General features: G+C 36.5%; 15 protein-coding genes. 6 read left to right on the forward strand and 9 right to left on the reverse strand.

What is annotated here, in order from left to right:
- Nucleotides 1–115: 115 nt before the first annotated feature.
- Complete coding sequence (locus ACONDI_RS13080; protein ID WP_241078988.1) at nucleotides 116–1,249, forward strand: GGDEF domain-containing protein; 1,134 nt, start codon at nucleotides 116–118, stop codon at nucleotides 1,247–1,249.
- A gap of 79 nt (nucleotides 1,250–1,328) precedes the next feature.
- Here the strand turns inward: ACONDI_RS13080 and ACONDI_RS13085 are convergent, their stop codons facing one another.
- The 3 genes from ACONDI_RS13085 to ACONDI_RS13095 form a co-directional block, all read right to left on the reverse strand.
- Nucleotides 1,329–2,045, reverse strand: a complete 717-nt coding sequence (locus tag ACONDI_RS13085) for a gamma-glutamyl-gamma-aminobutyrate hydrolase family protein (protein WP_241078989.1) — start codon at nucleotides 2,043–2,045, stop codon at nucleotides 1,329–1,331.
- 209 nt (nucleotides 2,046–2,254) lie between these two features.
- Nucleotides 2,255–3,511, reverse strand: coding sequence for a GTPase HflX (gene hflX, locus ACONDI_RS13090; protein WP_241078990.1), 1,257 nt, complete (start codon nucleotides 3,509–3,511; stop codon nucleotides 2,255–2,257).
- Nucleotides 3,512–3,679: 168 nt separating this feature from the next.
- A complete protein-coding gene (locus tag ACONDI_RS13095) occupies nucleotides 3,680–3,931 on the reverse strand; it encodes a hypothetical protein (RefSeq protein WP_241078991.1) in 252 nt (83 codons plus the stop codon).
- A gap of 440 nt (nucleotides 3,932–4,371) precedes the next feature.
- Here ACONDI_RS13095 and ACONDI_RS13100 point away from each other — a divergent pair, with 440 nt between their 5' ends.
- Nucleotides 4,372–4,797 (forward strand): Asp23/Gls24 family envelope stress response protein, encoded by a 426-nt coding sequence (locus ACONDI_RS13100; RefSeq protein WP_241078992.1) that lies wholly within the window; start codon nucleotides 4,372–4,374, stop codon nucleotides 4,795–4,797.
- A gap of 116 nt (nucleotides 4,798–4,913) precedes the next feature.
- On the opposite strand, the gene ACONDI_RS13105 is transcribed toward ACONDI_RS13100, so the two are convergent.
- Nucleotides 4,914–5,576 carry a 4Fe-4S binding protein gene (locus tag ACONDI_RS13105; RefSeq protein ID WP_241078993.1) on the reverse strand — a complete coding sequence of 221 codons (663 nt, stop codon included), beginning with the start codon at nucleotides 5,574–5,576 and terminating at the stop codon, nucleotides 4,914–4,916.
- Nucleotides 5,577–6,000: 424 nt separating this feature from the next.
- On the opposite strand from ACONDI_RS13105, the gene ACONDI_RS13110 reads away from it, so the two are divergent.
- Together ACONDI_RS13110 and ACONDI_RS13115 are read left to right on the forward strand one after the other, a co-directional pair.
- Nucleotides 6,001–6,660, forward strand: coding sequence for a coenzyme F420-0:L-glutamate ligase (locus ACONDI_RS13110; RefSeq protein WP_241078994.1), 660 nt, complete (start codon nucleotides 6,001–6,003; stop codon nucleotides 6,658–6,660).
- A 50-nt stretch (nucleotides 6,661–6,710) separates the two neighbouring features.
- Nucleotides 6,711–6,869, forward strand: a complete 159-nt coding sequence (locus tag ACONDI_RS13115) for a DUF1540 domain-containing protein (protein ID WP_241078995.1) — start codon at nucleotides 6,711–6,713, stop codon at nucleotides 6,867–6,869.
- A 122-nt stretch (nucleotides 6,870–6,991) separates the two neighbouring features.
- On the opposite strand, the gene ACONDI_RS13120 is transcribed toward ACONDI_RS13115, so the two are convergent.
- Both ACONDI_RS13120 and ACONDI_RS13125 read right to left on the reverse strand, forming a co-directional pair.
- Complete coding sequence (locus ACONDI_RS13120) at nucleotides 6,992–7,222, reverse strand: NYN domain-containing protein (RefSeq protein ID WP_241078996.1); 231 nt, start codon at nucleotides 7,220–7,222, stop codon at nucleotides 6,992–6,994.
- An 8-nt stretch (nucleotides 7,223–7,230) separates the two neighbouring features.
- Nucleotides 7,231–7,563, reverse strand: a complete 333-nt coding sequence (locus tag ACONDI_RS13125) for a hypothetical protein (protein WP_241078997.1) — start codon at nucleotides 7,561–7,563, stop codon at nucleotides 7,231–7,233.
- Nucleotides 7,564–7,910: 347 nt separating this feature from the next.
- On the opposite strand from ACONDI_RS13125, the gene ACONDI_RS13130 reads away from it, so the two are divergent.
- Nucleotides 7,911–9,107, forward strand: coding sequence for an amidohydrolase (locus tag ACONDI_RS13130; RefSeq protein WP_241078998.1), 1,197 nt, complete (start codon nucleotides 7,911–7,913; stop codon nucleotides 9,105–9,107).
- Between the two features lie 5 nt (nucleotides 9,108–9,112).
- On the opposite strand, the gene ACONDI_RS13135 is transcribed toward ACONDI_RS13130, so the two are convergent.
- The gene (locus ACONDI_RS13135; RefSeq protein ID WP_241078999.1) at nucleotides 9,113–9,880 is read right to left on the reverse strand and encodes a class I SAM-dependent methyltransferase; all 768 of its coding nucleotides are present in this window, start codon (nucleotides 9,878–9,880) and stop codon (nucleotides 9,113–9,115) included.
- 180 nt (nucleotides 9,881–10,060) lie between these two features.
- Between ACONDI_RS13135 and ACONDI_RS13140 the strand changes: the two genes are divergently transcribed.
- Nucleotides 10,061–10,681, forward strand: coding sequence for a phosphatase PAP2 family protein (locus ACONDI_RS13140; RefSeq protein ID WP_241079000.1), 621 nt, complete (start codon nucleotides 10,061–10,063; stop codon nucleotides 10,679–10,681).
- Between the two features lie 120 nt (nucleotides 10,682–10,801).
- On the opposite strand, the gene ACONDI_RS13145 is transcribed toward ACONDI_RS13140, so the two are convergent.
- Both ACONDI_RS13145 and ACONDI_RS13150 read right to left on the reverse strand, forming a co-directional pair.
- On the reverse strand, nucleotides 10,802–11,950 hold the full coding sequence (locus ACONDI_RS13145; RefSeq protein ID WP_241079001.1) for a hypothetical protein: 1,149 nt from the start codon (nucleotides 11,948–11,950) through the stop codon (nucleotides 10,802–10,804).
- 29 nt (nucleotides 11,951–11,979) lie between these two features.
- On the reverse strand, nucleotides 11,980–13,224 hold the full coding sequence (locus ACONDI_RS13150; protein ID WP_241079002.1) for a type IV secretory system conjugative DNA transfer family protein: 1,245 nt from the start codon (nucleotides 13,222–13,224) through the stop codon (nucleotides 11,980–11,982).
- Nucleotides 13,225–13,240: the final 16 nt, after the last annotated feature.

The raw sequence follows: 13,240 nt of genomic DNA on the forward strand, positions 1-13,240 counted from the left end.
TTCAAAAGATTATCAAAAAGGCTGTGTTTATTTTTGTCAATCAAGTTTTTAAATTATATAAACTTTCTGATATAATTTGAATGTAAAAGTATTAACACTTAAAGGCGTGCTAACTATGAGTTCTGATTTTTTATTTGAGATTTCTAGAGAAAGTATACGCACATTCAGCGTAATAATAGCATTTATATACATAACATCTCGCTTTACCATATTTCAGAAGATAATAGACAATGAACTGGTTACAACTAGGAAGAAGCTTTTTTATTTAATTTACTTCTCTTTCTTTTCAATTTTTACCATAATATTCCCTTTTGAATATAAAGGGACAAGCCTCTGCAGTTTTAGGGCAGCTTCTCCTATTCTGGGTGGTATTTTTGGAGGGAAGGGAGTAGGTTTTGGTGTTGCCCTTATTGGCGGGGGCTTTCGGCTTATATATCTAGATAGCCCTGAAGAGTGGCCTCTTATAATACCTATGTTTGTTGCTGCAGGTATAGCAGAACTCTGGCAAGAGGATGAGTACAGGCCAAAGGAAATTTTACAAAAATCAATATACATACTTTTGCTATATCAGGCTATGCATCTATTTTTAGTGTATCTAGGGTTAGACAGGGATATCGATATATGGTTTGGTGTTTTTCCCCTTCACAGCCTAGTTTTCTTTGTTAATCTTTTTGGAATATTAATTTTCCTTGGTATTACAGAGGAGCTTAAGAGAAGAGAGGAACACATGGGGGTTTTGCAGGATCTTGCTCTGACAGATGAGATGACAAAGACATTTAATTATCGCTACTTCAAAAGTTTTCTTAACGAACAGTTAAAGCAGTGCGATATAAACAAAAAAGATAACGTGAGCCTTTTATTTTTGGATTTGGATAACTTTAAAGATTATAATGACACATACGGCCATCAGGATGGAGATGAGCTCCTAAAAGAGATTGCTAATCTTTTTAGGAGAAGTATCCGCCCAAAGGACGTGATGTGTCGCTATGGGGGAGATGAATTTGCCATAGTGCTGCCTGATACAAGCGGCAAGATAGCATTTAATGTAGCAGAAAGGCTTCGCCAAAGGCTAAAGCAAAAAAATTACTCTATCCGGGGTACAAATAAACTTGTAACAATATCAATAGGCATTGCTTCCTACCAGGAGGGGATGACAGCAGATGAGCTGTTAGAGGCTGCTGATGAGGCTCTTTATCAGGCAAAAGAAAAGGGCAAAGACACTATTTGTTTACATAAAACCTGTTATTAAATACGATAAACTATCTAGTTATCCTGTTGTTATCTCTTAGTTTTAGCCATAGCTTTAGCCATAGCTTTAGCCGATTATTTTAGCCATTTAGTTTGACCGCTTCTACAAAGGCGTTAAACACATTGTTGCTTTCAACTTGTACTTCCCACAGTAGCTCTGGATGCCACTGTACAGCAAGGGCAAAGCTGTGCATGGTGCTTTCCATGCCTTCTACTATGCCATCAGGAGATTTGGCCGATTCTACAAATCCAGGGGCAATGTTTCTAATCGCCTGGTGATGAAAGCTATTTACCCGGATGTTTTTCTTACCTGTAATTTGATAGAGTTTTGTATCTTCTTGGATGTCTATGCCATGGGTGGGATGTCTGCCGGGGGCTATTTGTTCGTGCTTTAGTGTGTTATCAAGCTGGGAGTAGATATCCTGGTATATATCCCCGCCTGCTGCTATATTTAAAACCTGCATTCCCCTGCAGATACCAAGAAGAGGCAGGTTTTTGTCTAGAGCTTTTCTTGTCAGAAAGATCTCCAACTTGTCCCTTAGTGGTTCTATCTCTCCCTGTCCTAGAAGAGGCTCTTCACCAAAGTATACAGGATCTACATCTACTCCTCCAGTTAAGATTAGACCGGATAGATGTTTTAGCAGTCCCTTTTTGGCGTCCATACTTGACAGGGAAGGTATAAGGATAGGAACAAGGCCTAATTTTTCTATTACCTTTGTATAATTAAGACTTATCCTGTTTTTGTCATTTTCTTCTCTACATGTAAGTCCCACGAGTAAATGAGAATTAGAACTCAAAAACCATTACCTCCAGACGAGACATTAAACAAAGTACTTTTGTCTATTGTATAATTCTTATTGTATGAATATTATATGCGATACAATATTATATGATATTTGCTTTAAAATATATGGTCTAAAACATTTGATTATACATAACATGATTATACTCACTATTACAGTTAGTCTGACTTTCTATCTATAGGCAAGGCACTGCTACTTAATATTTAGGTTATCTGATTTGACTCCAATAATTTTGTAAATCGCCCATACTCTTCTTCTGGCAGTTTGGCTTGAAGGGTTAGACCCTCTTCGGTGTATTCTTCTTTTAGGATTTCTCCTTTTTCATGGATCATTGCAGCTATATTCTCCTGGCCATAAGGGATGAAAAATTCATCCTCTATCCAAGACTTTTGCACGTGATCTGAAATACCTTCTTTTAACTCAGTAAGTCCTTCTTCTTTTAGGGCAGATACCAAATAAGAATCAACTCCCCGGTTATACAGGGTGTTGTCAGGTTTTGTTACAAGATCCATTTTGTTATAAACCATAATCGTCGGCTTGTCATTAGCGTCTAATGATTTTAGGACCTCTTCTACAGAGTTAATCTCTTTTGACATATCTTCACTTGTAATATCAACCACGTGAAGCAGTAGGTCTGCTTCTACCACCTCTTCCAGGGTAGCTTTAAAAGCTGCTACCAGGTGGTGGGGCAGTTTGTTGATAAATCCTACAGTATCTGACATGATACATGTCACTCCACCAGGAAGTTCAATAGAGGAGAGTTTTGGGTCAAGGGTACTAAAGAGCTGGTTTTTGGCAATAACATCGGTCTTTGTCAACTTTTTTAGAAGAGTTGACTTACCCGAGTTGGTATATCCCACCAGAGAAACAAGAGGAAGTTTTTCTTTTTTTCTTTTTTTTCTTTTCTCATCTCTTACCTTTTCTACTTCTTTTAGCTTTTTCTTATTTCTTTGGATCTGCTGTTCTATATGGCGTCTCTCTATCTCTAGCTTTGTCTCACCGCTACCTCTGGTTCCTATACCTCCGGCAAGACGGGAAAGCTGTTCACCTTTACCTCGAAGACGGGGTAGTAGATACTCAAGGCGGGCAAGCTCTACCTGGAGCTTAGCTTCTTTGGTGCTAGCTCTGTTACTAAATATCTGTAGGATAAGTCCTGTTCTATCCATAACGGTAAGTTCTAGGTCTGTCTCCAGGTTTCTAACCTGAGCAGGCGATAGTTCATCATCGCTTATAATTGTATCTGCTTCAAGCTCTTCACAGGCAAGTTTTAGTTCTTCAACTTTTCCTTTACCAAGATAATATCCGGGGTGAGGTGTTTTTCTTCTTTGCATAAGTGTGCCTGCGGTTTCATATCCTGCGGTATCAGCAAGACGCGAAAGCTCATGCAAAGATTCTTCCATATCGGTATGATAATCATCAGGTAATTCCACCCCAAACAATATGGCGCGGTTTAATTTCAAAAAAGAATTCCTCCTTCTTTACTTACTACTATTTAGTTTTACTGCTTATTAATTTAATTTTATCATAGTGTCTATATCATAGTGTATCATAGTGTCTATTACTTTTGTTCTGTTCATTTTCAGTAGCCATTTTATTTACATTTTATATCTGTTTTTTAAATATTTGATTCAGTTGCCAGCAGCATATTCTGTGGCATATTCTAATTTGTTTTTTTCTTGTTCTTGTCTATCTGCAGGGCCTTCTAGGTGCTGATAAAGCGGCCACACAAAGATCGACAAAAAGACAACCATAAAAACTCCAAGAGCTATTAGACTTAATTTAAACTTTTTATTATCATACCCAAAGTACAGTTTTAATAAGTATGCCACCAGGGCAAAACCAAATACAGCAGTAACCAAAATTACCCCTATAACAGCCAATATTCTCCCCTCCAAAATTTTAAAAAAATACTAGACACAATTATCTATTATTAGTCTATTTATATTTTATTATAATATTTGTCTTTGCTATCATGTATTCATTAGCTATCATATATTCATTATTATTTAATTTTAGTTCCAATGGTGAAATTCCTGCTAATTTTAAAAATAAAAATTAATAAAATTAACCATTGATTAAGGTCGAGATAGATTTTTAACTAAATTACGATTAGCAGTAATATCAAACAAAAAACGTAGCCTTCAAGATTTATTTAAATATAATTTAAAAAATAACAGGAATTTGCAGTATTTAGCAGAAATTTATGTTATAATAGATTTATGCGAAAGTTTATTTAATTTTCATCTAGCTTTTGGGGAAACTAAGCTTATAGGGTTTAGTCTATTTTAAGAAAAGTAATTCTAAGAAAGGAGTGATTAAAGTGGCTAATAATAACGAAAAAGAAATTGCTTTGGAAGTATCCAACCAGCAGGGTGATACTGTTAAGATTGTTGACGATGTTATAGCAATCATAGCTGGTATCGCGGCCACAAAGATCGAGGGAGTATCAAGCATGAGCGGAGGCTTTGTAGGAAACATAGCCGAGAGAATAGGAAGAAAAGATTTAGCTAAAGGCGTTAAAGTGGAAACTACTGAAAATCAAGCCAGTGTAGACGTTTACCTGATTGTAAAATATGGGGTTAAAATACACGAGGTAGCCGAAAACGTTCAAAAGCAGGTCCGTGATGCTGTGTCTTCAATGACTGGTATGGAAGTTCCTTCTGTGACAGTTAATGTGCAGGGCGTAGAGTTAGAAGAGTACTTAAAAGAAATTAAAGAATTAGAAGAACCTGCTGAAGAGGAATAGTAAAACTTTAATTTAAATTGTAAATAAAAGCTTTTCAAAAAGGTGGCCCAGGAATTATTCCCGGGTCACCTTTTTTGTATTTGAAAATAAATTTTAAATTTGTATAGTTTATAATTTTAATTATACTTTTCCTCTGTTTTTGTAATAATATCAATGGCATCTTTAGGGCATGCTTCAGAACATTTTAGACAGCGAATACAGCGGGTAGAAAAAGGCTTCAATATTTTATTTTCTTTTCTCTCGTCTACTGAATCAGACGGTACTCTGTCTATCGGACAAGCTTTAGCACATTTTTTGCAGCCTACACAGTCCTCACCTATGCCAAGCTGAACTTTGCTAGGTTTGGCAAGAACTGCTCCTATATTTCCCCAGGGACAAAGATAACCGCACCAGGACCTGCCAAAAAACAATAGCCCAAATATAGTGGCAAAGACAAACATAGTTCCCATTAACAAAAAGGGAAAGTAAACTCTATCAATAATTCCAATAGATCTTACAGTTATAAATCCCAAGATAAATAAAATTGTAAAGATGACCCTAAATACACTTCCTGTCAATATCATTGGCATATCTGTCTTATCTTTAATCTTCTCTAATACCCTCTCACTCCAAAATCCAAGAGGACAAAGCCAACCACAAAAGACCCTGCCAAAGAATAAAGCAAGAACAAAAGAACTCAAAATAAATAAAATATTAAATCCATAAATCCCGGTTACTAAAAGAGCAGCTGCCAAAAAGACCATAAACAGCTGAGTTGCAAGTCTAATTTTTTGTGTCATAACAACCCTCCCATACCCCATGGGGTATATCTATATAATATAAGGGTATATCATTTAGCTTATTTTGTCAATGATTGAAGGTCATCATTGAAGGTCATCATGATTGAAAGTGATCATTGAAAGTCAACATTCTCCTTGATATGTGATTCAATTGTTAAGTGATATTATCACCTAAAATTGTTCATAGAAAATGTCACTATTAGAATAATTTTAAAAATCAATGAAAACAATATAAATGACTAATTTTGGTTCTATTAAATTTGTACTATACTTATAAATCTGTTCTATCTTAGATAAACTATTTCCTTTTAATTTATTTCTTTTCTCAATTTGATTATCACAAGTTGTTTTAGATGTCCTTATAGTTAGCGCCTAATCTCTTCAATGAGAATATAATACAAGGTAAGAGGAGGAGGCGCTAATAATGGTAATGACAGAGATAAAGGTTAAGGGCATTGTTCCTATAAGGACGCACATTATCACATATAAGGATGATATGGTTGATGTTGTGGAAAACTACACTAAAGACATTGTAGAAAAAGGTGACATTATTTGTGTAGCAGAAAGTGTACTTGCCATCTCACAGGGACGTTATTACACTCCAGCAAATGTTAGACCCAGGTTTATGGCGAGGGTGCTAAGCCGTTTCACAGACAGAAGCGGCAGTCTAACAAACCCTGCTTCTATGGAAATAGTTTTTAGAGATTCAGGAAATATTAGGGTTATATTGGGTGCCCTTGCCGGTGGAGTTGGAAGATTTGTAAATAGAGAAGGGCTATTTTTCCAAATTGCGGGACCGATGGCGGCCAGAATAGATGATAAGGCAAGGACTATGTCGCCTTTTGATTCATATATTGTTGCAGGACCTTTAAGAACCAATGAAGTAGCGACAGAAATCGAAAAAAGATTAAATGTTAATGCCTGCATCGCAGATGTAAATGATTTGGGCAGAGTTGACATTATCGGAGTATCAAGAAGCCTTGATGTAAATAAATTGAAAGAACTGCTAAAGCATAACCCTTTTGGAAACGATGCTCAGCAAACACCCATAGTTATTATTAAAGCAGAAAATTCCCAGCAATAATTTTTGCTAAAAAAGTAAAAAATAATAGTGTAGAAAGGGGGGACTTAGAGATGACTGATGAAATAAACAGAGTGAAATGTGTGGTTGATAGCTGCACTTATTACCAAAATGGTAACAAGTGTACTGCTAATATGATCGAGATTCAGCCTCCAGGAGCATCTGACACACAGGAAACTGACTGTGCTACCTTTCAGCCAAGGTCAAGTTAAAAGTTAAGTTAAAAGTCAAGTTAAAAGAGAAAATCCCCCGCCGGGGATTTGATCATAAAAAAGCTCCTCTCATTAAAAGTATCTCTTAAAATGGGAGGAGCTTATTATATTTTTATTTATATTTAACTTTTTAGTTCCATCTCCTGTAAATTATTTGGAGTTATATATATGACCTCATCACAGGCCTCGATTAAATCGTTATGAGGTTTTATCTCTTCGCTATATAATAAAAAAGATATAATCCCTTTGTCCTTAGCCATTTGGATAGCAGGCACAAAGTCACTGTCGCTAGATATCAGAGCTATGTGGGTTACCCTTTGTTCAAAGGCTGACCTTGCAATATCAAGGGCCATTAGGACGTCTACTTTTTTTGCTCAAAGATTGGTGTTTTGTCTTCACTTCTGCCCCTGTAGGCTAAACTCCCCAGTCTTACTTCAGATCTTGGTAAGCTTGATATTTTGTTAAAAAACCTTTGTTTTTTGGCAAATCTAGCTTTTTCTTCTGTTGTTGGTGGATCAGCCTGATACGGCAGACAGTGATAGTAATATGTTCTAAGTCTTGGCACACCAACTTTTTTGCTGATCCAATTATACAGGCTTAAATAGTCAATCCTTGGCTCTCCAAGTCTATTAAAGACCTTCTCCAAAAAGCCCCCATCTATAAAAATACTTAACGATTCTTTTGAGTTCATCATTTAACCTGGTTTCACCTCTTTTTTGTCAAATTTCAGAAAATGCTGGATAAACAAAGTCAAGCTATACTTTAAATTTTCAAGATATAATGGGTTTGAAATTTAATATTCACAATAATATAGGGCCGCCCACCACGGCGGCCCCGCTTCGGATGATTAGCCTGTCATCCTTATTAGAACGACAGGGATTATTTTGGTACGGATAATATACCATCACCCAAAATAATTGTCAATACTTTTAGCCACCGTTATGATTTCCAATTTTATTTTAATTTACACTTTTAAACCAATTCAATTTGTAATATATTAATACCCGAAAGAAAAATAAAACATACAGGAGGAACTTAAATATGATACTAATCCAAAATGGCCACCTGATCACCATGGATGAAAATAAACCTTTTATGTTCAAAGGGAATCTTTTGATCGATAACCATGGTAAAATTAAAGCAGTGGGCGAAAATATCGATCCACCAAAAGAAACAGAAGTTAAGATAATTGACGCGACAGACAAAATTGTTATGCCTGGAATGATAGATATACATACTCATCTTGGTCTTTATGAAGAGGGCCTATCTTTTGAAGGTGATGATATAAACGAAGAAACAGACCCTATAACAGCCGAGCTAAGGGCAATTGACGGGATAAATCCCCGGGACAAAGGTTTGGAAGAGGCGAGAACTAATGGTATTACCTCAACTGTAGTAAGCCCCGGTAGTGCTAATCCCATAGCAGGCCAGGCTGTAGCTATAAAGACGTGGGGCAGAATAATTGACCAAATGGTCATAAAAGAACCAGCTAGTTTAAAGGTTGCTTTTGGAGAAAATCCCAAGTCTCTCTATCACGGCAAAGACAAATCTCCTATGACCAGGATGGCAACTGCAGCCCTTATCAGAAAGTCTTTTGTCGAAGCAGAAAACTACCTTAAAGAAATGACAAAAGATGATGACAAAGATAAAAAAGATGATAAAGACGACGATGATAAAGATGATGGCAAAGAAAGGGATCTACAAAAGGAAATCATAGCCATGGCAATAAATAGAGATGTTCCGGTAAAAGCCCATGCTCACAGGAGCGATGATATTCTTACAGCTATTAGAATAGCAAAAGAGTTCAAACTTGACTTAATCCTTAATCACTGTACAGAAGGACATATAATAGCAGACATTCTAAAAGAGTATCAATATCCAATAATCCTTGGTCCAACTCTAACGTCACGTTCCAAAGTCGAGCTTAAAGAACTGTCTTTTGAGACTCCTAAAGTTCTAGCTTCTCATGATATTAGTTTTGCAATAACCACAGATCACCCCGTCATCCCTATCTATGCTCTACCAATCTGTGCCGGCCTTGCCGTTAGAGAAGGACTTGACAGAGAAAAGGCTTTTGGGGCAATTACTATAGATGCTGCCAAGATCGCCCGTATAGACGATAGGGTTGGAAGCCTTGAAGAAGACAAAGACGGTGATATTGTTATCTTCTCCGGTGATCCGCTAAGCCTTGATACAAAACCAGAGCACGTATTTATCTCCGGCGAAAAAATATTATAAGACGTTCACTCATTTGTACAAATTACTATCATCCTGGGGGAATCCACACTGTATTGTTCTCTTGTATAGCTTCCATAGACTTTTTGAAAGTTAAAACCCACCTCTTCAAGAATATTCAAAAATTCCCTCAGGGTAAACGTCCTAAGCCACTGGAAAAATTCTTTTTCATTACCATCAGGGTCATTTACGTACTTATGATTTTCACAACGGCTCATCTCTAGGTTAAAGCTTGTAAATCTCAGACATCTGTATCCAGTTTCGGTTTTTATCCAGTTTTTATTCCTAAATGTTTTTATTAATTTTTCTCTGTTTATCAAGTCGATTAACAACCATCCACCTGGGGTCATTGTTTCTTTAATTTTTTGAAGAGAGGTTTTTACATCTTCGTCTGTCATGTAATACCCAAGAGATGCCATGCAAATAACTCCCTGATATTTTTTCTCTAGTCCAAGCTCGTCTAAATTTAAAATATCTCCCTCATAAAACTCTACACTTCCGGGCATGCTTTTTTCATTTTTTGTAGCCTCTGCATGTTCTAACAGACTTTTACTTAGATCCACTCCTATAACGTCGTAGCCTCTTTTGGCAAGAGATATTGCATGTCTGCCACAGCCGCAGCAGGCATCCAAAATAGAAGCACCTCTATCTAGATCTATCACCTTTTCAATAAAGTTTACTTCACGTTCTGTCTGGTTTTCTGGGTAGCGTTCTTTCATCATATCAAGGTAATAGCCCAGATAATGAGGATCAGACCAGAGATTCTCCCCTTCCATAAATTTTACCCCCTCCTGTAGACAAAATTATTTTGCTTAATTGCAAATAACTTGGTAAACTGTTAATGGCAGTTTTATTTCACCTATAGTCTCTTAACCATAAAATAAAAAAATCCTGCTTTTATCATCATTTTAAGAAAAATTATTTGTGAACAGACTTTGTTTATGGAGTGAAAAGCTTTGGACTTTATCATTGAACTAGACAAGATTATATTCAAGTTTATCCATTCACTGTCAGGCCATAGTGGAATAATAGACTGGTTGTCAATATTTTTTGCCGAAGATTCCAGAATATTTATGGGCGGATTGTTCTTTCTGGGGTTAGTTCTCATTTACAGAAAATACCCCGATAAACCTCTTTATTATATATTGGTTGCTACAATGATTTTTTTATTACCCGTGATGACATCGGCAGTTTTGAGAGAAGCGATAATGAGAGCAAGGCCCTTTGTAACCCTTGATATCACACCATTAATCGAGCAGTCAATACGTTATTCTCTTCCTAGCAATCATACTGCTGCAAGCTTTGCCATCGCAGGCATGTACCTTGCTTTTCTAAAAAAGCATTTTAAGCCTGTTTTGATCTTAGCTTTCCTGGTAGCTATTGCTAGAGTTCATACAGGGGTTCACTATCCTCTAGATGTAACTGTTGGAGCAATAATCGGTATACTACCAGGGCTTGGACTTTACTACCAAGAGGTTACTACACCAGACCATAACGAAAAACATTCTAATAAACACTCAAATAATAAAAAGTTAAATAACAAAAAGTCAAATAACAGCAAAAAAACCCTTCCGTGAAGGTTAACAAAAGTTAAAGAAAGTTTACCTTAAGGAAGGGTTTATATTACAGTAGCCGCTATTCATAAGCTGCTATACATTTGTGGAATCTACTTTTTGCTGTAGAAAAGTCAGTATTTGCTACTCAAGTATCAATACACCATCATCTTCTTCTAGATAGTAGATACCTACATCTCTAAGATGAGAGTAGTATGCAAGTTTTTCCCCGGAGGGACACCACGATATATCCTGAGCTGGTGGGAGTTCTGTGGTTTCTTCTTCCTCTAAGTCTAGAAGATAAGTATAATAATCTCCCTTGTCAGATAAAACTACAGCCAGGTTGTCTTTCTCTGGGGACAGATACAGCTTTCCATCAAATCCATCAAACTCTTCTTCATAAAGTTCTTCGCCTTCTAAGTTATAGATAACAAGCTTTGTTCCACCACTTGCCTCTTTTGCAACAAATATAACTTCTTCTTCATAAGCAGGTACATAACCGCTTACTACAGATTCTGCGAAGTCATCAAATCTTGTAATCTCTTCTGTCTGAATGTCCTCTATATCACTCTCTAGATCCTCATTATCTGCATCATCATTATCTTCATCACCATCTACCTGGCTCCAGTCTAGATGTTTCAAGACATTAGAGTCGTCCATTTCTCTGTACATGATACCTTCATTTTCTTTCAGATAAGAAAAAATCAAATTTTCATCTGGCTCTCCCTCGTAAAGAATGAAATCATCGTTTGTTTCTAGGTTTATTACTCTAAAGCTGTCTCCTGCATCAAGGGAACCTTCAGGAAGCTTATATACTAGTTCATCTGCACCACTAAGATGAAAACCTCTATTAGCACCAAGCACCTCTACTTCATCAAGATTTTCTCTTTCAAGTATTTTTAGCTCATCGTTTTGTTCTGGATAAAATAGATAATCACCATCAACACTTAAGAAGGAAATTAGATAAGAATTAATCCCATAAGCAAGTTCCTCGGCACTTGCTATATTTGTTCCATCCATTTGAATCCTAAACAGGGCAAAATCTTCTTCTAGTTTTTCTTCTGTATCTTCTGGCACTCCGGTCACTATAATATCGTCTTCATTAAGGTACAAAGGGTTTCCGGCATCTTTTATCTCTATATGTTCTTCTACTTCTTCTTTGCCGTTACTTATCTTTTCTTTTTCTTTAGCATCTTCTCCGTTCTCTTCACCATTCCCACAGCCGGCCGTTATTAAACCTACAAACAAGGCAATCAAGGTAACATTAAGTACAAAAAGCAGATTTTTGTTCATCCCACTACCACACCCTTAACAAGAATTTTTCACCTGAAGGACCTGGCCAGTTCTATAAGTCCTCTAGATCTAGCCTGAATTGATCGTTCTAGTATGGATTGGTAGTTATGTAGTTCTTTGACCTGGGGTATAGGAGTGGTTGTTGCCTGTAATACTATTCTATCGTCATTCTCATTTAGGATATATAGTACAACCTGGGCTACATCAAGGGAAGTCAAATCCTCAGGTTCTACATGGGCTTCTTGAAAGTGATTGTTACAGATATAATTGGCATCGTCTTCTTGTAATCTAAACAGTGCAAGTACACGACAGTATTCTACAATATTGGGATAGCGATAAAAGATCCCTCTACTCTGCTGAGTCATATTGAGGGATATCATGTTTTCTTCTCCCTCTTTTAGCCACTCATTTATTATATTATCTTTGATATCTGATTCGTAAGATGGATATTCGTTAAGGTACAGATATAGTGGCAGTTTTTTGTATTCTGACCTGTTTCTTATCCGAACTGCAACTTTTAGCTTAAGTAAAACAATATCTAATAGAGTTCTTAGCGCTAACTCTCCCACTTCTTCTTCTGGTATATTGATAATTACTACCTTGCCTTTTTTGACCAGGTTAAATAGATTAAAAGTACTTACGCTCTCTTCAGTAATCTTTGAAACAAGCCCGCTCTCCAAGAAGGGCGCAAGTTTCTCTTTTACCTTATCTCTTGTCTCTTCAGGTATTTCTTCTTTTAACAATTCTACTTCTTTTTTCCAAAATCCTTTTAATTCTTCTGATAATTTTTCAATTCTCTTTTCTATGACAGGTGTCATTTCAAAAGAATGTAGGGCCGTTATTACATCCTTTGTATTAAGAGATATCATAAGGGCCGTCCTAGTCAGTTTTATTACATAATCTTTAAGATTTTGATTTTCCAAAAGTTCTTTTCCTAATAAACTCTCTAAAAAATCATAGAAATAATCTTCAATTAATTCTTTTTCTAGCTCTTTTTCTTCATCTGTTTGGCTTTGAAGCTCAAAAATATTAAAGCCCATAGGGTAAAATTTGTGTGTACAATCCAGATAAAATATGTCACGACGCCTTGTCTTAATTCTCTCTATTAAGACATTGGCAAGACCCCCCTGGGTGTCAATCAAAAGCACCCCGTCGCCGCGTTCAATATCATTGAGGGCCATATTCCCAAGCAAAGTGCTCTTTCCGGTTTGCTTCTCCCCTAAAGCACAAAAATGCTGAAAACGAGACTTTTCTCCATGAAATAATTTAAACATAGTTAACCCCCCAGGA

Origin of the sequence: Natranaerofaba carboxydovora, assembly GCF_022539405.1 — a bacterium.
Taxonomy (GTDB): domain Bacteria; phylum Bacillota; class Natranaerobiia; order Natranaerobiales; family Natranaerofabaceae; genus Natranaerofaba; species Natranaerofaba carboxydovora.

What these genes read in the sequence shown, in the direction of transcription:
- ACONDI_RS13130 (WP_241078998.1), top strand. Translation starts at nt 7,911, where the DNA reads ATGATACTAATCCAAAATGGCCACCTGATCACCATGGATGAAAATAAA.
- ACONDI_RS13150 (WP_241079002.1), bottom strand. Translation starts at nt 13,224, where the DNA reads ATGTTTAAATTATTTCATGGAGAAAAGTCTCGTTTTCAGCATTTTTGT.
- ACONDI_RS13115 (WP_241078995.1), top strand. Translation starts at nt 6,711, where the DNA reads ATGACTGATGAAATAAACAGAGTGAAATGTGTGGTTGATAGCTGCACT.
- ACONDI_RS13145 (WP_241079001.1), bottom strand. Translation starts at nt 11,950, where the DNA reads ATGAACAAAAATCTGCTTTTTGTACTTAATGTTACCTTGATTGCCTTG.
- ACONDI_RS13125 (WP_241078997.1), bottom strand. Translation starts at nt 7,563, where the DNA reads ATGATGAACTCAAAAGAATCGTTAAGTATTTTTATAGATGGGGGCTTT.
- ACONDI_RS13105 (WP_241078993.1), bottom strand. Translation starts at nt 5,576, where the DNA reads ATGACACAAAAAATTAGACTTGCAACTCAGCTGTTTATGGTCTTTTTG.
- ACONDI_RS13120 (WP_241078996.1), bottom strand. Translation starts at nt 7,222, where the DNA reads ATGGCCCTTGATATTGCAAGGTCAGCCTTTGAACAAAGGGTAACCCAC.
- ACONDI_RS13110 (WP_241078994.1), top strand. Translation starts at nt 6,001, where the DNA reads ATGGTAATGACAGAGATAAAGGTTAAGGGCATTGTTCCTATAAGGACG.
- ACONDI_RS13080 (WP_241078988.1), top strand. Translation starts at nt 116, where the DNA reads ATGAGTTCTGATTTTTTATTTGAGATTTCTAGAGAAAGTATACGCACA.
- ACONDI_RS13135 (WP_241078999.1), bottom strand. Translation starts at nt 9,880, where the DNA reads ATGGAAGGGGAGAATCTCTGGTCTGATCCTCATTATCTGGGCTATTAC.